The sequence below is a fragment of the Larkinella ripae genome, assembly GCF_054780775.1.
Genome location: NZ_BAAGVR010000022.1, coordinates 185,861 through 205,513, shown reverse-complemented (window position 1 = coordinate 205,513; position 19,653 = coordinate 185,861). Strand labels below are relative to the sequence as shown.

Below are 19,653 nucleotides of genomic sequence, written 5' to 3'. Positions count from 1 at the left end.
GATCGGGGTTAGAAAGAGAGGTTGACGCCCAGCAGGAAGTTTCGCTGGTTGTTGGGATAATTGCCGTAATCGATGCCGAAGTTGGAACTGCTGCCGCCCAGTTCGGGGTCCAGTCCCGTGTAGTTCGTGATGGTGAACAAGTTAGCCGCCTGACCGTAGACGCGCAGTTTGCTGATGCCCACTTTCTGCAGCAACACGGGTTTGAGGGTGTAGCCCAGAATCAGCGAGCGCAGCCGCAGGTACGAACCGTCTTCAATGAAATAGGAGTTCAGCGCCCCCGACGTACTGAGCGACGTGCCGGTTTCGATTTTCGGAACGGTCGTGTTGGTGTTTTCCGGCGTCCAGGCATTCAATAACACGTTGCTTTTGTTGCCCACATACCCGGCGTAAAAATGGGTGTAGGACCGGATGGTGTTGATGATTTCGTTGCCCTGCGATCCGTAAAAAATCGTCGAGAAATCGAACCCTTTGTAGTTCAGACCCAGGTTCAGACCGTAGGTGAAATCCGGATTCGGGCTACCCAGAAAGGTCCGGTCTTCGGGCGTAATGGCCCCGTCGCCATTGACATCCCGGTATTTGAATCGCCCGGCAGCCGCGCCACTTTGGGCCGGCGACTCGGCCACTTCCTGAGCCGAATTGAACAGGCCGATCACATCATAGCCGAAAAACGAGCTAACGGGCTGCCCTTTCTGGTTGCGCACCATGTTGCCCAGCCCCTGCAAACTGGCCACGTCGAAATAGCCGGGGTTCGGAATGTCCACCGCCGTGTTTTTATAGGTCGTGATGTTGGTCCCGACCGAGAATTGCAGGTCGTTGGCGATGCGGCCCCGGAAGGTGACCGACGCGTCCAGCCCCGTGTTCTGAATGTCGCCGATGTTGACCACGGGAGCCGCAGCACCCCCAACCGTGGCGGGCAGGGGTTGCGTAAACAACAAACCGTTGATTGATTTTTTGTAGTATTCCACCGAAACGTCCAGCCGGTTATTCAGGATCGTGGCATCGAATCCGAAATTGGACACCACGTTTTCTTCCCAACCCGTTGCGGAGTTTCCGATCCGGGTCTGCGTGAAACCCTGCTGAACGGTACCACTCGTGCCGGCAATGTCGTAATAGGCCGTGCCGTAGCCCCCGCCGTACAGGCTGTAGGCGTTTTCCGGGCTGACGTTGTTCTGGGAGCCCAGAACGCCGTAGCTACCCCGCAGTTTCAGTTCGTTCACCCAGGTAACATCCTTCATGAAATTTTCGCCGGATACGCGCCAGCCCAGCGATACGGACGGAAAAATACCGTAGCGCATGTCGGCTCCGAACCGCGACGAGCCATCGCGCCGGATGGTGGCTCCGATGATGTATTTGTCGGCGTAGGCGTAATCCACCCGGCCGAACAGGGAGTACAGGCTGTTGACAAAGGCGTTGCTGAAGTTCGTCACCCCGGCGGTTCCGTTGCCCAGCACGAGGTAGTTGTAATTGGTGGAGAAAAACGCCTGCGAGCCGCCCCCGACCCCCCGGCCCGAGTTCTTGACAATTTCCGACCCAACCAAAACCTGAAGGTTGTGTTTGCCAAACAGGTTGCTGTAATTCAGCGTGTTGGTCCACATCAGCGTGCTGTTGAAGCTGGCGCTTTCGCTGTAGGCGTTGGGCGAACTGTTGCCCTGCTTGTTGTCGTACTGCGTAAACGAAAAATTCTGGCTGTACGCGTTGATAACGGTTCCGCCAAAGCTGGTGCGGGCGGTGAAGTTTTTCAGGAAATCCACTTCCGCGTACACGTTGCCGACGATGTTCCAGGAGTGATCCCGGTTGTTGATGGTCCGCTCCTGCATGGCAACCGGGTTCTGGTTGCTGCCCAGCGACGGCCCGGCGAAGGTGCCCCCGTAGTTGCCCATGATGTCGCGCACGGGAATGATGGGCATCATTTTGTAGACGGCGGAAAGCGTACCAAATTCCGCCTGGTTACCAAAGCCCGGGCTGCTTCGGTAATACACGTTGGCGTTTTCGCCCACCCGGATGTTTTTTCCGATGTTGAACGAGGTGTTGATCCGGGCGGAATACCGCTTTAAATACGTTTCGAGCAGGGTGCCCTGCTGGTTGATGTAGTTCAGGGCAAAGAGGTAGGTCGATTTTTCCGTGCCACCGCTGGCCGTCAGGCTGTGGCTGGTCATCGGGGCCGGTTTGAAAAGTTCCTGGAACCAGTTCGTACCGGTTTTGTTCACCTGCTGGATCAGGTAGTTGTTGGCGGTGTTGATGGGGTCGAAGCGGTATTTTGCGGGATCAACGGCGGGGTCTCCGGCTTTGGCCACTCCGGCCACGCCCGGTCCGGCATACAGAAAATCAGGCATTCCGTTGGCAAAAATCGGGTTGTTGGGCGTGGCAATCTGCACCACTTTCATAAAATCCTCCGCGTTCAGCAGGTCAAACGGATTACCGGGCAGGGGGCGCTGCGTGCCGTAATAGGCGTCGTAGGTGATGGTGGGTCGCCCGGATTTGCCTTTTTTTGTGGTAACGACAATGACCCCGTTCGAACCGCGCACCCCGTAAATGGCCGCGGCCCCGGCGTCTTTCAGCACCTGAATGGATTCGATGTCATCGGCGCTGATGTTGTTCAGATCGGCCTGAATACCGTCGACAATAACCAGGGGCTGGGTGTCGCCGAAGGACGTAACGCCCCGCACAAAAATCCGGCTGTTGGCCCCCGGCACGCCCGAACTGATGACGTTGACGCCCGACGCCTGGCCCTGCAATGCCTGAACCGCGGACCCCGCCGGGAAGGATTTCACGGCTTTCATGTCGACAATGGCCACCGAGCCGGTGATGTCTTTTTTGCGCTGGGCCGAGTAGCCCGTTACGACAATTTCGTTCAGCGACTGCACATCCGTCGCCAGCTCGACAGTCAGGTTGGTTTGCGTTCCGACCGGAATTTCCTGGCTAACGTACCCAATAAACGAAAGGATCAGAATGTCACTGGTTTTGGCGCCGATGGTAAACCGTCCATCGGCATTGGTGGTGGTTCCGCGGTTGGTGCCTTTAATGAGCACGTTTACACCGGGCAGCGGAACCTGGCCGGTTTTTTCCAGTACGGTTCCCTGTATTTCGCGGGTATCCTGAGCGGTCAGTTGACCGAGTGTACTGAGAAACAAGGCAAGTATCAGGACTAACCCCCGTCCTGGCTGGTAAAGGTTTTTTCGTTTCATACGCCAATCGGTTTAAACAGGATTTATGGAATGACTCACTACTCAATACTTCAATCTGAGCTATAAAATCCCCGGGTGTGGCCGGATGCACGAAAGGAAACTGTATATAAAATTCGGATTAGTCTGTTTACGGATTCGGTACGAATGACTAAGCTGAATTTGTTTTCCTGTACAGAACTAGGGTAATTAACGTTGAGAATGGAATTGTTAAAGAAGATTTTGGTTTCGGATGACGACCTTCACCAGATAAAAACGCCATTTATTGCCGGTATTTGATTACAAAAATATTTAAATTTTGTTTACAAAAAATATTTCAGTGAAATTTTTCGACAGGAGAAGGGATTAGTTATTTACAAAATGAAACGCAGCAGGCGGTGAGCAGCCGAAATGGGCTGACCAAAACAGGAGGTCGTAAAACGTTGGGGTTGGGTAAAAGGCGGGGAAAGGAAAATCGCAATGCTTACCGGCCGGCTGATGTCGGCCGAACGGGGCTTTACTCGAGGTCCAGGGAAGCAACTTCGCCCCGGATCAGGTGTTTCGTCAGGGTTTCTTCGGCCAGTTTCAGGTTTTTTTCTTTCAGCGCCTTCAGAATCTGGCGGTGTTCCATGTCCGTCAGCTCATAATCGTCCATATGGGTCTGGGTCTGGCCTAATTTCTGGTGGAAAAGCGGAATGTTTCCCGCCTGGTAGAGGTTTCGCAGCTTTTCATTATCCGCGCTATCAATCAGCGTTTCATGAAATTTAACATCGGCCTCGCAGGCTCCACTGAAGTAACCCCGCTGAATCATGGACGTAAAATCGTTGCAAATCCGTTCCAGCTCGTCAATATGACGATTGTCAATTTTTTGTATCGCCAGCCGAATGGCACCGATCTCCAGAATTTCCCGCAATTCCCTGATTTCCTGAATATCAGCCACCGTGAGTGACTTTACAAAAAAACCGCCTTTTTCGCCCAGAACCACCAGTTGTTCGCCCAGCAGCCGGGTCAGGGCTTCCCGGATAGCCATTCGGTTTACATCTAACCGTGTTGCCCATACATCCTCTTTGAGTCTTATCCCGGATACGAGTTGGTTGGATAAAATTTTCCTTCTCAACTCACTATACGCTTTGTTGGCCAGTGAATCTTCTTTCATCAGTTGAAATTTGTAAACAATATAGACACTTTGGGGTAAACAAAATATTCTGTATACAAAATTAAGGAATAATTACGGTGCGCCAGCTACCGGTTTCTGTACAAACGTACGCTGCTTGATCGGGAAGGTCCGGGTGGTCAGCGGAGTTCTGTTTTTGAGCCAGAACCTGAACATTAGCGCGAACAGCCACGAGTCTTGTTTCGGTGCAGGGACTCAGGAACCCATTCCAGGCAGGGTGGCAATTTTATAGTACCTTAATAGTGACGGTGGTTTGCGTTACATGGGCTTAACATTGGCGATGTAGGTTTGCATCGGTATAATCCTGCCCATTTGTTTCTATGAAAACACCACTATGATCGTATTTTAAGGGACCGTTTTCGCTGGTCCTCGGCTCCTGTTTCGTCTTTTCCTGCAGCGTGCAGGATCACTTAAATCCGGTTACGTACCCGCTGTACGCCGAAGCTGGCAATCCTAAAACGTTGGCAACGGCGGCCAACGGAACGGTTCTTTACAACGGCGGATTTGGTTCTGCCATCGCGGCTGATCCGAATGACCCCACAATCTTTTATTTGCTGACCGACCGGGGACCCAATGCCGCCGGTTCGGCGGCCAATACGATCATTTTCGGGAAGATTGATTTTATCCCGCAAATCGGCAAGTTTCGACTGGTCAACAATCAACTGGTGCTGGAAGAGACGATCCTGCTGAAAAATGCAGCCGGCCAGGTGCTAACCGGCCTTCCGAATCCGACGGGTCAGGGCAACACGGGTGAAATTGCGCTGGATCTGAACGGGCAGTCGGTGGCCCCCAATGCAGACGGCCTGGACTCGGAAGGCTTGGTTTTGGCCAAAGATGGTACTTTTTGGGTGAGTGACGAGTACGGACCGCACCTTGTCCACTTTGATGCCAGCGGGAAGACCCTCGAACGGATTAATCCCTTTGGGAGCGTTACCGGCGGTCGGACTCTGCCCAAGGTGCTGGCCAAGCGCCGGCCCAATCGCGGGATGGAAGGGCTGACCATCACACCGGACGGCAAAACCCTCGTGGGACTCATGCAGTCTCCCTTGTATAATCCGTCTTCAGCGGCCGTTTCGGGCTCTACTGTCCTCCGGATTTTAACGTTTGAGCTGGCAACCGGCCTTACCAAACAGTACGTGTATTTAATGGAAAATGCCAGTTTAACGGGTTGCAGCGAAGTAGCCGCCCTAACCAATACGACCTTCCTGGCTCTGGAACGGGATGGCGACTATGGCGGTAATCCGGCCAAACCGGCGACCTTTAAGCGGATCTATAAATTTGATTTGGCGGGCGCCACCGACATTTCGGATGCAACCAATCAGGATTCCGGGAAACTGTATGGTGGTCAGACGGTCGAACAACTGAAAGATAAGGCAGGATTGCAGAGCGCGGGGGTTGTGCCCGTTACCAAAACGCTGGTGTTTGATCTGCTGACGGAGATTTCGCCGGTTTACCCGCACGATAAAGCCGAAGGAATTGCTCTGGTGGGCGGGAACAAACTAGCGATTTCGAATGACGATGACTTTGGGGTGGTGGACAACGGCTCCAATAGTTTTATGACCAAAATCCTGCCGGCCACCAAGGCCGTTGACCTGAACCGGATTTATTTCGTTACCCCGAAAGTTCCGTTAAAGTAAGGCTGGGCATCCCGTTTGGCACTCCTTTCCTGAGTGCTTCCTTCGAAACGTGGCGAATCGGGCTTCGCTGTTGGCGCAGGCTGGTGTTGCCTGCGATGGTGAGACTGTTTACAAGGCTAGCGGAGCATTGCAATGCTCCGCTAGCCTTTTGGAATCGTTGACCTGCCGAATTATCCCCCGAAGACGGTTTTTGCATCCACGGTCCGATGTAAAAAAACCGTAAACTAAATGACTAGACGAGTGGTATCGTTTTTGTCGTTTATACAAAACCGGGTAGTCACCTACCCATCGACAAGTAATTGAACTCCACAATGGCCCAACGATTAAAAGCAACCTCCAAGAATATCATCAGACTTTGGTTCGGGGAAAATACCTTATTACGCCAGCAGAAAATTGAGGCCAATCCGGAGCTCTGGGATGCCTGTCTGCGGACCAATCAAACCATTGGGGGGCTAATGGACGGCCTGGAGAAAAACCGCTCCCGGAAAACGGCGCAGGAATCGTTTGCCCGGGCGGTTCAGCAGGAACTGGAAGCACAACCCCTGCTGGCAGACCAATAAAAAACCCGGTTTTTTAGAACCGTAGCCATACCGCAGCGACAAGCGCTGTTTTTTCATCACCTCGACTGAGCCGGCCTACCGGAAAGTGGAGCGCCGGAACGACCTTCCCAACTGGGCCTGCATGGCCCACGATCTGGATTTGGGCGACGGACCCTTTTCCCGTCACGACCAGCGTCTGCGCCTGTCCAAAAGCAACGGAACCGGCAGGAATCGTGGACGCATACGGTTTTTTCCTGCCAGACGAGACGCTGACAAACCGCTGAATTCTTCTTCATAAAGTAAAGTCCCTCCTTTTGAGTGAACGATCGACTCCCCGCGTGAGCTATCAGGACGACCGTTTACAGGCTCTACACAAAATCTAAACTGCTCACGCGGAATTTCATACCGTTTACGCTGCGCTTTTTTTTACGCTCACTTCGAGCTGCTACGTTTGGGTCATTAACCGTTGACGCCCAACAGGCGGTGTTACCATCCAGCTGATTTTTTCCGACTAAAAACCGTACTGCATTTCAGCCCCAACAACTCCCTGGCAGCGTGCTAAAATTGCTAATGGGTTGAACGGCGGCAGGAATGACTCTTTCTGAAGCAGGCAATGGGTGAAGTGGTGAATAAAAACCGTCGTCATTGCCTGAAATAAATAGCGGCCGGGGTGTCGGCATTCACTCTAATCACTTGATCCAGCCATGATTCAAATCGTCTTTCAACTCACCCGGAAAGAACTCTTTGCGGGTGTGATGGCCATTGTAAAAAGCCGTCTTGGTACCAAAGTGTCCCAAATTGTCGGCCTGCTGTTCGTACTGGGGAGCGTTGTGATTATAATCAGCGAAATTGTTTATATGCAGCGTACCTCCCTGTATGCCTGGCTGTTCCTGGTATTCAGCCTGTTTATTACTTTCTATCTGCGCATCCTGATCTGGTTCCAGATTAAAACGTTAGTCAAACGAAAAGCGCAGATTACCGAATCCGTGACGTATACCTTTACTAAAACAGACTATACGCTTACGGGAAAGAGTTTTTCAACCCGTATGGATTACGATAAACTTTACGAAGTGCGGGTTATACCTGATTTTATTTTATTAAAAGTGTCCGAAGTTTCAGCCCATGTGATACCCAAACGGGCTTTGTCAGACGATCAGTTTGATGCGCTTAAAGAAATCATTCAATCCATACCAGAACTGAAATCGAAGTTTCATTCCTAGAGTTGTGTTAATATCGCCGGCCGTACGGTTTTAGCCTCCTGAATAGCCGGGCGGTTTTGCCGGAATTGGAACAGGGTTATCACAGGCAATTACCAGTGAAGGCAACCCGGTTTTTTTCCATTTTGTCCAATTCCTCAGGGTGCTACAATACGAGCATCCCAAGGACTTGAAACCCATTGCCAGGAAGGAGCCAAAAACACACCCAGCGTGACACGCGGGATCAAATACCGCCATATTAGCCTGCTTGCCCGAAAAAATACATAAGAATCGCTAAACTGAGCATCAGGAATGACCAGCTAAGAACAGCTCGCCTTTTCGGTACGGGGCCGGTGATCAATACCTTCCTGCCGAGCGGTACAAAGGCAATGCCCAGACCAAAAGTCGATAATACCGACACGGGTGAAGCTCCTTTCAACACGCCGAGCATCAAAGCAGACATCAGGCCCAGGCCAATGGCGCCAACCGGGCCCAGCACCCCCGATCGATACGCCCCAATAGCCAGGATAACCCAGCCAAACAGGATGGCGCCTGACAAACTGGATACGATGTGAAACGCTCCGTAGGAATCGGCAACAGCCTGGATTGCCAGTTTCAGGTTTTGCACCTCCACCAATTGAAACGCTAAATGATTGATCTCGTAGTGGAAAGTGCGGGCAAATAACCCCAGCATAACCAGCGAACCGCCCCAGTATGCCCAGGCGGGTGCTTTGGGTCCAATCAGAGTAGTTAAGGTCAGTACGGCGGGCCACAGCAGGATATTGCCCGCCAGAAAGCAACTGTAGGCCGTGATCAGTTGGGTTGGGTGCTCGTCAAAGGCTTTGAGTTGTTGGGGAAAGAAGAAATCAAACTGGATCCGGAGCAATTCTGCCGCAAGCAGGAGCAGTGGCCCGATGATCATTGAAATTCCCCCAATCCAGCGGCCGGGGAACCAGAAAACCGGTAGTGCGGGTACATCGTTTTTCAAATTCATCCTTTCTTTTTTGCTTGAAGGTACGTGTTATGCAAAGTACCTTGCAATGCCTATTACATCAGCGGGTTTAATTTGCTTACTAACGGCAAAGGAAGAAAGGAGACCACGCGCGGGTGACCGTTAGCAGTCGTTCAAAGAGCACACGTTTCCTGGTGCTGTAGCCATTTCCTGAACTCAATTCTATGGTAAAACGAGGGTGAAATTTGTCCTCTCCGAAACTGTATGGTCGAAACGCCTAAGGAAATTTATTTACGAGTTGCCTTACTTCTGAAATTTTTTATTAATTGAATGTTCAATTAAAATTTAACGAATTTATAACATTGCCTTAAAATTAAAATCCCGTTGAGTCAACACCTTTGTGGTAACGTTAGTAACCCGAACCGAGTCGATTTTTTTCATTTTAACAACAGTCATCTATATGATGAGAAATTTATCTAATCCACTGAAAAACAAGGCGTCACGGTGGTTGCTGTGGCTGCTCACGGCCTTTCTGACCGGCTTTTCTTCCGCATCCTTTGCCCAGGTCGATGTTCAGGGGGTCGTTACGTCAGCTGATGGAAGCGGAGCCCTGCCGGGCGTGAGTGTGCTGGTGAAGGGAACGCAGCAGGGAACGGTTTCCGACAGCGACGGAAAGTACGCGATCAAGGGGTTGAAACCAGAATCGGTGCTGGTCTTCTCGTTTATCGGCTACACATCGCAGGAAGCCACGGTCGGCAAAAACAAGTCGATTGACATTGTGCTGCAACTGAATGCGGCCGACTTGCAGGAAGTCGTGGTGGTGGGCTACGGGGCCCAGAAAAAGGAAAACCTTTCGGGAGCCGTGGATGTCGTCGACAGCAAAATGCTCGAAGCCAGACCCATCCAGAATGTAGCGCAGGGGTTGCAGGGGGCCGTGCCGAACCTGAACATTGACTTTGTGAGCGGTGAGCCGGGACAGGCGCCCAATATCAACATTCGCGGTTTTACGTCGATCAACGGTGGCAATCCGCTGATTCTGGTTGACAACGTGCCGATAGATGCCGCCGAATTGAACTACATTGCGCCTTCGGATATCAAGAGTATTTCCGTTTTGAAAGATGCATCGTCGGCGGCCATTTACGGGGCCCGCGCAGCGTACGGCGTCATTCTGATCACGACCAAATCCGGCACCGGCGACCGGCTGAGCATTAATTACTCCAACAATTTTTCGCTCGGTAAACCGACGGTGCTCCCCGATAAACTTACCGATCCGTATATCTACATGCGTCTTTTGGAAACCTCGACGGACAACACCCCCTGGGACAATGTAAACTACACCGCCAGCCAGTACCAATGGGCCAAAGAACGCTCGGACAATCCGGCGGGAACCGATCCCATTCGTCTCAACCCGGTGGATAACTCCCTGTACGAGTACATGGGCAACCGCGACTGGACGAAGTATTTTCTGGACAACGCCACCCTTTCGCAGCGGCATAACATTTCGCTGGTCGGAAAATCGGGCAAAACCAGCTATTACCTGTCGGGAGCGTATGATTCACAGAACGGGGCGTTGCGAATCGCGGAGGATAAGTTTGACCGCTACACCACGCGCGGCAAGATTAGCTTTCAGCCGTTCAAATGGCTTACCGTGGGCAACAACACCTCCATTGCCCTGACCAATCGGACAAAACCGTATCAGCTTTCGATTCAGAATCTTTTTAACCTGTTCCCGACCTCGGTTGACAAAAACCCGGACGGAACCTGGGCGAACACGGATGTCGGCAGGGTAGGGGCCCAGCTCACCAACGGCGGCCGGTCCGATGAGAAGGACAACATGTTCCAGACGACTTTTAACACCGAGATGACCTTCTTCGAAAATTTGCTGAAGGTCAATGCGGACTTCACCACCCGGAGGCAGAACCTCAATTACGCCGGAAACCAGTCGAAAGTACGCATTGGTTACGGCCCGACGGATATCCGGGAAGAAGGCAATAACATTGCGTATCGCCGGGCGGACAATCTTTCGTATACGGTTTTTAACGCCTACGCCACGCTCAGCAAAGCCTTTGGGTTTCACCAGCTCAGTGCAATCGCCGGTTACAACCAGGAGTCGAACCGGGCGGATTTTTTTACCGCTCAGAAAGCGGGCGTCATTTCGGCGTCTCTCCCCAGCATCGGGCTGGCCACGGGTGAAGCGCTGGTCAATGAAGGCATCCGGGAGTGGGCGATCCGGGGCGCCTTTTACCGCTTGAATTACATCTATCGTGACAAGTATATTGTCGAATTCAATGGGCGCTACGATGGGTCTTCCAAATTTCCGAAAGACCAGCGGTTCGGTTTTTTTCCCTCGGCATCAGCCGCCTGGAAAGTAGATGGCGAACCTTTCTGGAAGCCCATTTCGAACCTGGTCAACCATTTCAAAATCCGGGGATCGTACGGTTTGCTGGGCAACCAGTTCGTGGATGAATACGGGTATATCGCCACCATGGGCACCCGGCGGGGGAGTTACCTCATCGACGGAACGATACCGCAGGTCGTGACCTCGGCCCCCCTGGTTTCTCCGAATTATACCTGGGAAAAAGTCGCATCGGCCAACATTGGAGCCGACTTTGGTTTCTTCCAGCATAAAATCAGTGCCACTTTCGATTACTTCAACCGGGCGACCAAAGGAATGCTGACCCAGGGCCGCGATTTGCCGGATGTGCTCGGGGCCTCGGAGCCGAACGAAAATGCGGCCGACCTGCGAACCAAAGGCTGGGAATTGTCAGTAGGATATGACGACGACTTTAGCGTTGGAGGAAAACCGCTGCGGTTCAACAGCAAATTCACGCTGGGCGACAGCCGCTCCTTCATCACCAATTTCGATAATCCGAACCGGAACCTGACGCAGTATTACAAGGGGATGGAATTGGGTGAAATATGGGGACTGCGGAGCGACGGTCTGTTCCAGACGCAGGAGGAAATTAAACAGCTCGATCAAAGCCAGATCATTCCCTGGGGCGCCTTGTCTGTCGTGTCGGGCTGGCCGAAATACCAGGATCTGGACGGCAATGGCAAAATCGAAAAAGGAACCACCGTGGATGCCCCGAAAGACCTCTCCAGGATCGGTAACTTAACACCCCGGCTGCGGTTTGGATTCAATCTGGGCGCTGAATGGAACGGTTTTGATATTCGGGCCTTCGTGCAGGGCATTGGAAAAATGGACTACTACCCGCTCAATTACCTTTATTGGGGTTTCTACCAGCAACCCTACGCCGGTGGGTATGGACACCTGCTTGATTTTTACCGGGGAACGCCGGACAGCGAGGTCCTGCGCGCGCAGCATTCACAGGCTTACCTGAATGCCGGTCTGGCCGATGCCAATACGGGGGCGTATTATCCCGTCCTGCAATCCTGGCTCGCCGACCGAAACCTGGGCGAACGCATTGATCAGGCGCAGGGGCTGGCCATTCCGCAAACCCGTTACATGCTGAGCGGAGCGTATCTCCGGCTTAAAAACCTGACGATCGGCTACACCTTTCCCTCGGCCCTGCTTGACAAGATTAAGATTTCGAGACTGCGCATCTACGCCAGTGGCGAAAACCTCACCGAGCTGTCGAAGGTGAAAAAATTCTTCGATCCGGAATCGATCACGGACAACGTGGATAAAGTGGACCCGTCCAGAAGCACGGCCAGTGGTTGGGGGTATGCCTATCCGTTTCAGCGGAGGTTTTCGTTCGGCCTGGAAATCCAGTTCTAATTTAATCAGGATCTGACAATGAAACGATCTATTCAAATGCTGCTGGCAGCGGGCCTGCTCACCCTTTCGGGCTGTAATGATGAGTTTCTGGACCGCGTTCCGCAAACGGAAATCTCCAAAGACAACTTTTTCAATAGCGAACAGGACCTGGAAACGTACATCCTGGGCCTGTATAATTTCGCCGGAGTCGGCATTTATGTCGATGACGCTTCGACCGATAATGCCGCCACAACCGGGGCCACCGAGATCAAAAGCATGATGGTCGGCAATCCGTCGGCCAATACGATCAACACCGGCTGGAATTGGACGGCGCTGCGGGACATCAACTTTTTCCTCGACAACTTCCGCAAAGCGCAGATCAGCGAAGAAGCCCTAAACCATTACGAGGGGCTGGCCCGGTTTTTTCGGGCCCGGTTTTACATGGATAAAGTGAAACGGTATTCGGATGTGCCCTGGTACGACCACGTTTTAACGACCAACGACGAAGCGCTCAACAAACCGCAGGACAAGCGCGAATTGGTAGTTGGGAAAATTTTTGAAGATTACGCCTTTGCGGCCAAGCACGTGCGTAATGACAGCCGCTCGGGAGCGGTCAACAAAGCCGTGGTGCTGGCTTTTATGGCCCGACACGCCCTGTACGAAGGAACGTACCGAAAGTACCACGCGGAACTGGCCCTTCAGGCGTCGGCCAGCGGTTTTTTGCAAACGGCGAGAGACGCGGCCAAACAAATCATCGACGGTGGAGCGTATACGATTTATACCACCGGAAAACCGAATGAAGATTATGCCGCCCTGTTCAACAATACAAGCCTGGAATCCAATAAAGAAGTGATTTTGGGCACGTTTAATGAGCAGGATAAAATCAATAGCGGCTGGTGGGGAGCGTTTATGTTTGGAAATTACGAGGCCAGTCCGGCGCGCGACTTGCTCCAGACGTACCTCATGAAGGATGGGACGCCCTACACCAGTCAGCCCAATTACGCGACAAAACTTTTCACGGAAGAATTCAAAAACCGGGACCCGCGTCTGTCCCAGACCTTCGCCTATCCGGGCTGGGAGCTGGTGAATGCAACGACGTATTCGCAGGGGGCTGGCGTCTACGTGCAGCAGTTCGCTAAAAACCAGTCGGGTTACCACCAGTTGAAAGGTTTTATCAATGTTCGGGAAGTGGCTGCGGCCAACAGCCTGGATACCCCGCTCCTGCGCTACGCGGAAGTCCTGCTTTCCTACGCCGAAGCCAAAGCGGAATTGAACGAACTGACGCAGGCCGATCTGGACCTGACGGTCAACAAGGTGAGGGCCCGTGCGGGCATGCCGGCTTTACTGTTGGGTGCTGCGACGGATGCCCTGCTGAAAGCCCAGTACCCGACCGCAACCAGCAACACCCTGGGCGCCCTGCTGGAAATCCGTCGCGAAAGACGGGTTGAACTCGCGATGGAAGGATTCCGGTTTGATGACCTGATGCGCTGGAATGCCGGTAAGCTGATCGAAAAAGAACCGGAAGGATTGTATTTTCCGGGCTTGGGAAATTACGACCTGACGGGCGATGGCGTTGCCGATGTGAAACTGATTGCCCTGGCAGCGTCTATTCCGGCAGAGGCCGACAAAGAATCGAACTCATTGGGGAAAAAGCTAATTTACTACCGCGTAGGGCCCGTGGGCAGTGATGCTTCGTTTTTCCTGAAAAATGGTACCAGCGGCACCATTGTGACCGATCCCGAACGCGGCACTTTTCAGGAGCCTAAGTTTTACTACAGACCCGTCCCCCAGGCGCAGGTCACGCTGAACCCCAACCTGAAGCAGATTTTTGGTTGGTAACAAGACCTCCCCGTAGCGAAGAGCTGCGGGGATTTTAGTACTATAGTGCAACGAAACCAGAACCCCATGTTCATCAAACCAGCGTTTTCCTTCCTCTTCGCTTTAGTCATGTTTCACACGGCCTGTCTGGCGCAGAAAGGGCAGAAAAAGGCGGTTTTCGTTATTGTCGACGGTATTTCCTACGAGCAATTGAAAAAAGTGGCGACGCCGAATCTGGACGCGATTGCCAAAGTAGGCGGAATGACGCGGGCTTATGTGGGTGGTGAGCGAAAAACGTACTCCCAAACGCCGACGATTTCGGCAGTTGGCTACAACAGCCTGCTAACCGGTACCTGGGTCAATAAACACAACGTTTGGGATAACGACATCAAAGCGCCCAATTATCACTACTGGACCCTTTTCCGGTTTTTCCGCGAAGCGTATCCGGCCAAAAGAACGGCGGTCTATTCGACCTGGCTCGACAACCGCACGAAGCTGATTGGAACCGATCTGCCACAAACCGGCGCGATGAAAATGGATTATTTCTTTGACGGCTTTGAAGTGGATACCGTCAATTTTCCGCACGACAAAAACGCCCAGTACATCAGTCAGATCGACGGGAAAGTGGTCGATGAAGCCGTTCGGCACATCAAGGCCGAAGCGCCTGATCTTTCGTGGGTGTATCTGGAGTTTACGGATGATATGGGCCACCGGTACGGAAACAGTGAACAATTCTTTAATGCCGTGAAACGCATGGACGCGCAAATGGGCCAGTTATGGGAAGCGGTGAAGGAACGGGAAAACAAGCACGGTGAAAACTGGCAGGTGTTTATTACCACGGATCACGGTCGGAAAGAACCCGCCGGAAAAGACCACGGCGGCCAGTCCGACGCCGAGCGCAGCACCTGGATTGTAACCAGCGCCAAAGGCTTGAATAGCTATTTTACCAAGTCCGCCCAGAATAAAACCACGCCTTCCATTGTCGATATCATGCCTACCCTGGCGCGGCACCTTGATCTGAAAATCCCCAAGGAACAGTTTTTTGAACTGGACGGTATTCCGTTGACCGGAAAGCTGTCGGTAACCGACCTGGCCGTCAAAAAAGACGCCAACACCATCGAGCTAAGCTGGACTGCTCAGGAAACCGATGGCGAGGTAAACGTGTGGCTTGCCGTGACCAACACATTTGAAACCGGCGGCAACGACCGGTATCTGCTGATGAAACAGCTTCCGGTTTCGGCCGGAAAAGCCTCGCTCGACATTAGCAAACTTCCCAAAGGATTCTACAAAGTCGTGGTCGAAGGAAAATACAATACCGTAAACCGCTGGATTGTCGAATAGCGACCGTCGCCCTGACCAGCGATAATCCCGGCACGCAACGACTCGCGGTTTCAGTGAAAAGAAGGGATTACGAGCACGTTAATTGCCAGCAAATGGGTACTTTTAATCCCGTTGCCGACAATTAACGTGCTCGTAATGCGATGATGATTTTCCTGATTGAACTGGCTGGTTGGCTGGGAGTCCTGTCTTACCTAAGCGCTTACTTACTGCTTTCGCTGCGAATCCTGCGTTCCGATACGTTCGTGTACCACGCTTTGAATGTGATCGGAGCGGTTGGACTCATTGTTAATTCATGGCACACGCACGACCGGCAGAGCATTGCCGTCAACGTGGCCTGGCTGCTGATCGGTCTCTGGGCGGTTTACCGCATCCGCCGGCCCCGGCAAAGTTTTTAAATGCAGCAACAGCAACGCCTGCTGCTTGTATTTTTCCAGCTTTTGTTCGTATTCCGTTTTGTCCTTAACCAGACTCAGGTAGTAATAAGCGCCGTCAACGAGCACAAAAATCATGTCGGCGGTTTGGTAAGCATCTTGCGTACGCAGCGCTCCCGAATCGGCACCATCTTGGATTAGACTGGCCAGCTTCTGACGGAGCGAATCCAGCAGGGTCTTGTACCGGGTCTGGATCTGGGGGTTTCGAAAGGTCAGCGAGTAGCAGCTGTAAAACAGGCCGTCATCAAACAATTGATTCCATTCTTTGGAAAACAGGCGGTCGATCACCTTCAACAAAACCGTCTCTGCGTTATCCGAACCCTTGACCGGGGTGCTGAAAAGCAATTGGTATTTGTCCAGCATGAAGTCAATCAAACCCGTAATCAGATCATCCCGGGTCTGAAAGTAGTGGATGATCAGGCTAGGATTAATCTGCATGACATTGGCAATCTTGGCAATGGACGTGTTTTCCAATCCTTCTTTTTTGGCTACCCGGTAAAACATGCGGATAATTTCTTTTTGCCGCGTGTCCTTTAAGCTTTTTCTGCCCATTCTGACTTGAAATCCAGCTGCTATCCTAAAAATTGTGGTCAAATATAGGATAAAAACCGACTACTATTCCACCTTCTGTTAATTGACTATTCAAGCAAGAATGGTGCCGCCGATGCCCGAAGCGCCCGCTTCCCACGTGGCAAAACCTGCGGTAGATGGTGCGCGCTTCGGGCGCTCAGCGAGCCGGATAGGCGGAGGTTCCTTCCCCACGACGGGGTGATCGGCAGTGGACACAAGGATGGACCGGTGATGCTGTTGACGGCCAGGAACCGTTGCTTAGGCTGACTTTAGCAGCGAAGGCAATACCGCTGCGCCAAAATCCTCGATAAACCGCTGCTGTTCCCGGTTTATGTTGTGCAAAAACAAGCGCTCAAAACCTAGTTCCCGATCCTCCGCCAGCCAGGCCATCTGCTCGTTGACATCGGCAGAAATCCGGACCATGCTGTCGATCTCTGACAGCTTGACCAACGAACCGGCCATCTCAAACTGCTCGGGCGTTCGCAGTTCGGTCAGCATCGCATTCGGGAAAATGTTGGACCGCCATTGCTCATAGGCGCCCTGTTGAGCGGTTTTCCGGTTTTTACCGTACGAAAGCTGCACTTTCAGGTACATCGGTTTGCCTTCGCCACCACCCCGCCGGAAGGCGTCCACCACGGCCCGCAGCTGGTCTTTGGGCTGGGAAATGGTCAGCAGACCATCGGCCCAACCGCCAATCCATTCGGCGGTTTTGCTGGTGACGGCGGCTCCAAAAAGCAGCGGTGGTACGGCCGGGCGGGTGTACAGCTTCGCGTCTTCCACCGTCACCAGACCCTGGTGCGAAACCGTTTCGCCGTTCCACAACGCCCGGATGATTGCGACGCATTCGTGCAGGCGCGCATTTCGCTCGGCTTTGGCGGGCCACCGGTCCCCCGTAATGTGTTCATTGAGCGCCTGTCCGGTACCGACCGCCAGCCAGAACCGTTCGGGAAACAGCTCGGCCAGGGTAGCGGCAGCCTGGGCAATGATGGCCGGGTGGTACCGCTGACCGGGCGCGTTGACCACGCCAAAGGGCAGCGTCGTGGCTTGCAGGGCGGCTCCCAGCCACGACCAGGCAAACCCGCTTTCACCCTGCTGGCTGCTCCACGGATGAAAATGATCCGAACAGGAGACCGCCGTAAAACCGGCCTGCTCGGCTACCTGAACATACGAAAGAAGCGCACTTGGTTTAAACTGTTCATGCGAGGCATGGTATCCAATTCTGAACATACTGATAAGGTTAAAAAGCGGTGAGCGAAGTCCCAAAAATGACCAGGGATTCGGGCTGAATGGTCAGGATTTCGGCCGGGGGCAGCGCAGCCGAACGATCAGCCGGAGCGTCCGGCTGCGGTTGCCAGTGCGGCTCGGACGAGTCGAACAGTTTTTGCCCATGCGCGCCGGCCAGCAGGGGCAGGGTCTGGGGCTCCTTCGCAAAATTCAGGACACACAAAACGTGGTGTTCGCCGTGCCAGCGGTGGAGCTGAATGATCTGTCGCTTCTCGTCGGCCACCACCTGCAGATTCTGACGATTCAAATGACACAGGGCCGGGTGCGCTTTTCGTAAAGCAATCAGGGTTTGGTAGTAGCGGAACAGGGTCTGGTGGGGTGGCCGGTCGAAACAATCCCACGGCAGTTTCGAGTGCAGGAAAGTGGCTTCGGCCACCGGGTCCGGCACTTCGCCCTGCCCGTGAAAATCCGCGAATTCTTCCTGACGCCCCTGCCGGACGGATTCGGCCAGATCGGGGTCGGTATGGCTGACGAAATACTGGAAAGGACTCGGTGCGCTCCACTCTTCGCCCATGAACAGCAGGGGCAGGTAAGGACTCACCAAAACCGCCCCCGCCAGGAGTTTCTGCATCTCGAAACTCACCAGCTGGCTGGTCCGTTCGCCACCCATCCGATTGCCAACCTGATCGTGGTTCTGGGAAAATACAATGAACTGGCACCCCGCCTGCGTCGATGCTTTCCGGCCAAAAAACCGCTGGCGGTGCGCCGAGAACTGTCCATCATATACGTAAGCATCCTGATACGATTTGGCCAGGTGCGTAATCCCCTTAAAATCCGCGTAATACCCTTTGCGCTCTTCCCCCGCCGACACCCGCAGCGTGTGGTGAAACTCGTCGTTCCACTGGGCATCCATGCCGAAACCCCGCTCGGTCAGCGGGTCAATAAACCGGGGATCGTTGAGGTCATTCTCCACCATCAGGTAATGCCGTCGTCCGGTGGCTGCCATCAGAAGGTCAAGCTGCTCTCTGAGCTCCTGCAGAATGTGCGTGGGGCTAAAATCCTTGATGGCGTGTACCGCATCCAAACGCAGGGCGTCGATGTGAAAGTCGCGGAACCACATGAGGGCATTCTCCAGAAAATACCGCCGGACGCCATCGCACCAGGCATCGTCAAAATTCACGGCATCCCCCCAGGGCGTGCAATATTTGCTGGTCAGGTAAGGCCCGAAATCGGTGAAATAGCTTCCCTCGGGACCAAAGTGGTTGTAGACCACATCGAGCACAACGGCCAGTCCTTTCTGGTGACAGGCATCCACCAGCCGCTGCAGCCCCGAAGGGCCGCCGTAAGAATTCTGGACGGCATAGGGAAACACGCCATCGTAGCCCCAGTTGCGGTCGCCGGGAAACTGGGCGACGGGCATGATCTCGATGGCGTTGACACCCAGCGCTTTCAGGTAATCCAGTTTCTGGCAAATGCCGGCGAAAGTGCCTTCGGTCGTGAAGGTTCCGGTATGAAGCTCGTAAAGGATAAACGTCTCCAGATCAGGGGTATTCCAGTCCTGATCATGCCAGTCAAAACCGCCCGTATCGATGGCTTCCGAGGGGCCGTGGACACCCGTGGGCTGGGACAGCGAAGCCGGGTCGGGCCGCAGCAAATCCCCGTTCAGTCTGAACTGGTAGCGATCGCCCGGTTTCAGTCGATCGGTCGTCGTTTTCCAATAACCCAGCAGGTGTTTTTCCAGCGGGATGGGGGCGGTTTGGTGCTCAGGCACCAGGTCTACGGTTTTGGCTTTTGGTGCCCAGACGCTTAAGTGGGCGTTTCCGTTTTTCTGAAACGTGAGGCCCAGTGAACGCTGGTGTAAAGGTAAATCGTGCATGGGTGGAATCGGTACT

General features: G+C 53.3%; 13 protein-coding genes. 7 read left to right on the top strand and 6 right to left on the bottom strand.

Annotated features, from left to right (window positions below; all coding sequences use genetic code 11):
* Positions 1 to 8 precede the first annotated feature (8 nt).
* Positions 9 to 3,185 carry a SusC/RagA family TonB-linked outer membrane protein gene (locus ACYVHX_RS13705; protein WP_460672218.1) on the bottom strand — a complete coding sequence of 1,059 codons (3,177 nt, stop codon included), beginning with the start codon at positions 3,183 to 3,185 and terminating at the stop codon, positions 9 to 11.
* 493 nt (positions 3,186 to 3,678) lie between these two features.
* Positions 3,679 to 4,317, bottom strand: coding sequence for a GntR family transcriptional regulator (locus ACYVHX_RS13700; protein WP_460672217.1), 639 nt, complete (start codon positions 4,315 to 4,317; stop codon positions 3,679 to 3,681).
* Between the two features lie 416 nt (positions 4,318 to 4,733).
* Here ACYVHX_RS13700 and ACYVHX_RS13695 point away from each other — a divergent pair, with 416 nt between their 5' ends.
* From ACYVHX_RS13695 to ACYVHX_RS13685, 3 genes are all read left to right on the top strand, one after another.
* Positions 4,734 to 5,972, top strand: a complete 1,239-nt coding sequence (locus tag ACYVHX_RS13695) for an esterase-like activity of phytase family protein (RefSeq protein WP_460672216.1) — start codon at positions 4,734 to 4,736, stop codon at positions 5,970 to 5,972.
* Positions 5,973 to 6,283: 311 nt separating this feature from the next.
* On the top strand, positions 6,284 to 6,532 hold the full coding sequence (locus ACYVHX_RS13690; RefSeq protein ID WP_460672215.1) for a hypothetical protein: 249 nt from the start codon (positions 6,284 to 6,286) through the stop codon (positions 6,530 to 6,532).
* A gap of 683 nt (positions 6,533 to 7,215) precedes the next feature.
* A complete protein-coding gene (locus ACYVHX_RS13685) occupies positions 7,216 to 7,731 on the top strand; it encodes a YcxB family protein (RefSeq protein WP_460672214.1) in 516 nt (171 codons plus the stop codon).
* 235 nt (positions 7,732 to 7,966) lie between these two features.
* On the opposite strand, the gene ACYVHX_RS13680 is transcribed toward ACYVHX_RS13685, so the two are convergent.
* Positions 7,967 to 8,701 (bottom strand): hypothetical protein, encoded by a 735-nt coding sequence (locus tag ACYVHX_RS13680; RefSeq protein ID WP_460672213.1) that lies wholly within the window; start codon positions 8,699 to 8,701, stop codon positions 7,967 to 7,969.
* Positions 8,702 to 9,122: 421 nt separating this feature from the next.
* Here ACYVHX_RS13680 and ACYVHX_RS13675 point away from each other — a divergent pair, with 421 nt between their 5' ends.
* The 4 genes from ACYVHX_RS13675 (at position 9,123) to ACYVHX_RS13660 (ending at position 15,931) form a co-directional block, all read left to right on the top strand.
* Positions 9,123 to 12,398, top strand: coding sequence for a SusC/RagA family TonB-linked outer membrane protein (locus tag ACYVHX_RS13675; RefSeq protein ID WP_460672212.1), 3,276 nt, complete (start codon positions 9,123 to 9,125; stop codon positions 12,396 to 12,398).
* An 18-nt stretch (positions 12,399 to 12,416) separates the two neighbouring features.
* Positions 12,417 to 14,216 (top strand): RagB/SusD family nutrient uptake outer membrane protein, encoded by a 1,800-nt coding sequence (locus ACYVHX_RS13670; protein WP_460672211.1) that lies wholly within the window; start codon positions 12,417 to 12,419, stop codon positions 14,214 to 14,216.
* Positions 14,217 to 14,282: 66 nt separating this feature from the next.
* Entirely contained in the window at positions 14,283 to 15,536 is a 1,254-nt protein-coding gene (locus tag ACYVHX_RS13665) for an alkaline phosphatase family protein (protein WP_460672210.1), read from the top strand.
* Positions 15,537 to 15,676: 140 nt separating this feature from the next.
* A complete protein-coding gene (locus ACYVHX_RS13660; protein ID WP_460672209.1) occupies positions 15,677 to 15,931 on the top strand; it encodes a CBU_0592 family membrane protein in 255 nt (84 codons plus the stop codon).
* Here ACYVHX_RS13660 and ACYVHX_RS13655 read toward each other — a convergent pair.
* From ACYVHX_RS13655 to treZ, 3 genes are all read right to left on the bottom strand, one after another.
* Entirely contained in the window at positions 15,827 to 16,471 is a 645-nt protein-coding gene (locus tag ACYVHX_RS13655) for a TetR/AcrR family transcriptional regulator (RefSeq protein ID WP_460672208.1), read from the bottom strand. The genes ACYVHX_RS13660 and ACYVHX_RS13655 overlap by 105 nt on opposite strands.
* A gap of 324 nt (positions 16,472 to 16,795) precedes the next feature.
* Positions 16,796 to 17,764, bottom strand: coding sequence for a TIGR03885 family FMN-dependent LLM class oxidoreductase (locus ACYVHX_RS13650; RefSeq protein ID WP_460672207.1), 969 nt, complete (start codon positions 17,762 to 17,764; stop codon positions 16,796 to 16,798).
* Between the two features lie 10 nt (positions 17,765 to 17,774).
* Positions 17,775 to 19,637 carry a malto-oligosyltrehalose trehalohydrolase gene (gene treZ / locus ACYVHX_RS13645; protein ID WP_460672206.1) on the bottom strand — a complete coding sequence of 621 codons (1,863 nt, stop codon included), beginning with the start codon at positions 19,635 to 19,637 and terminating at the stop codon, positions 17,775 to 17,777.
* Between the last annotated feature and the right edge of the window lie 16 nt (positions 19,638 to 19,653).

Excerpts from the sequence above, each read along its gene's own strand:
- ACYVHX_RS13705 (WP_460672218.1), bottom strand. The coding sequence starts at position 3,185 with ATGAAACGAAAAAACCTTTACCAGCCAGGACGGGGGTTAGTCCTGATA.
- ACYVHX_RS13700 (WP_460672217.1), bottom strand. The coding sequence starts at position 4,317 with ATGAAAGAAGATTCACTGGCCAACAAAGCGTATAGTGAGTTGAGAAGG.
- ACYVHX_RS13690 (WP_460672215.1), top strand. The coding sequence starts at position 6,284 with ATGGCCCAACGATTAAAAGCAACCTCCAAGAATATCATCAGACTTTGG.
- ACYVHX_RS13685 (WP_460672214.1), top strand. The coding sequence starts at position 7,216 with ATGATTCAAATCGTCTTTCAACTCACCCGGAAAGAACTCTTTGCGGGT.
- ACYVHX_RS13680 (WP_460672213.1), bottom strand. The coding sequence starts at position 8,701 with ATGAATTTGAAAAACGATGTACCCGCACTACCGGTTTTCTGGTTCCCC.
- ACYVHX_RS13675 (WP_460672212.1), top strand. The coding sequence starts at position 9,123 with ATGAGAAATTTATCTAATCCACTGAAAAACAAGGCGTCACGGTGGTTG.
- ACYVHX_RS13670 (WP_460672211.1), top strand. The coding sequence starts at position 12,417 with ATGAAACGATCTATTCAAATGCTGCTGGCAGCGGGCCTGCTCACCCTT.
- ACYVHX_RS13665 (WP_460672210.1), top strand. The coding sequence starts at position 14,283 with ATGTTCATCAAACCAGCGTTTTCCTTCCTCTTCGCTTTAGTCATGTTT.
- ACYVHX_RS13660 (WP_460672209.1), top strand. The coding sequence starts at position 15,677 with ATGATGATTTTCCTGATTGAACTGGCTGGTTGGCTGGGAGTCCTGTCT.
- ACYVHX_RS13655 (WP_460672208.1), bottom strand. The coding sequence starts at position 16,471 with ATGTTTTACCGGGTAGCCAAAAAAGAAGGATTGGAAAACACGTCCATT.
- ACYVHX_RS13650 (WP_460672207.1), bottom strand. The coding sequence starts at position 17,764 with ATGTTCAGAATTGGATACCATGCCTCGCATGAACAGTTTAAACCAAGT.
- treZ (WP_460672206.1), bottom strand. The coding sequence starts at position 19,637 with ATGCACGATTTACCTTTACACCAGCGTTCACTGGGCCTCACGTTTCAG.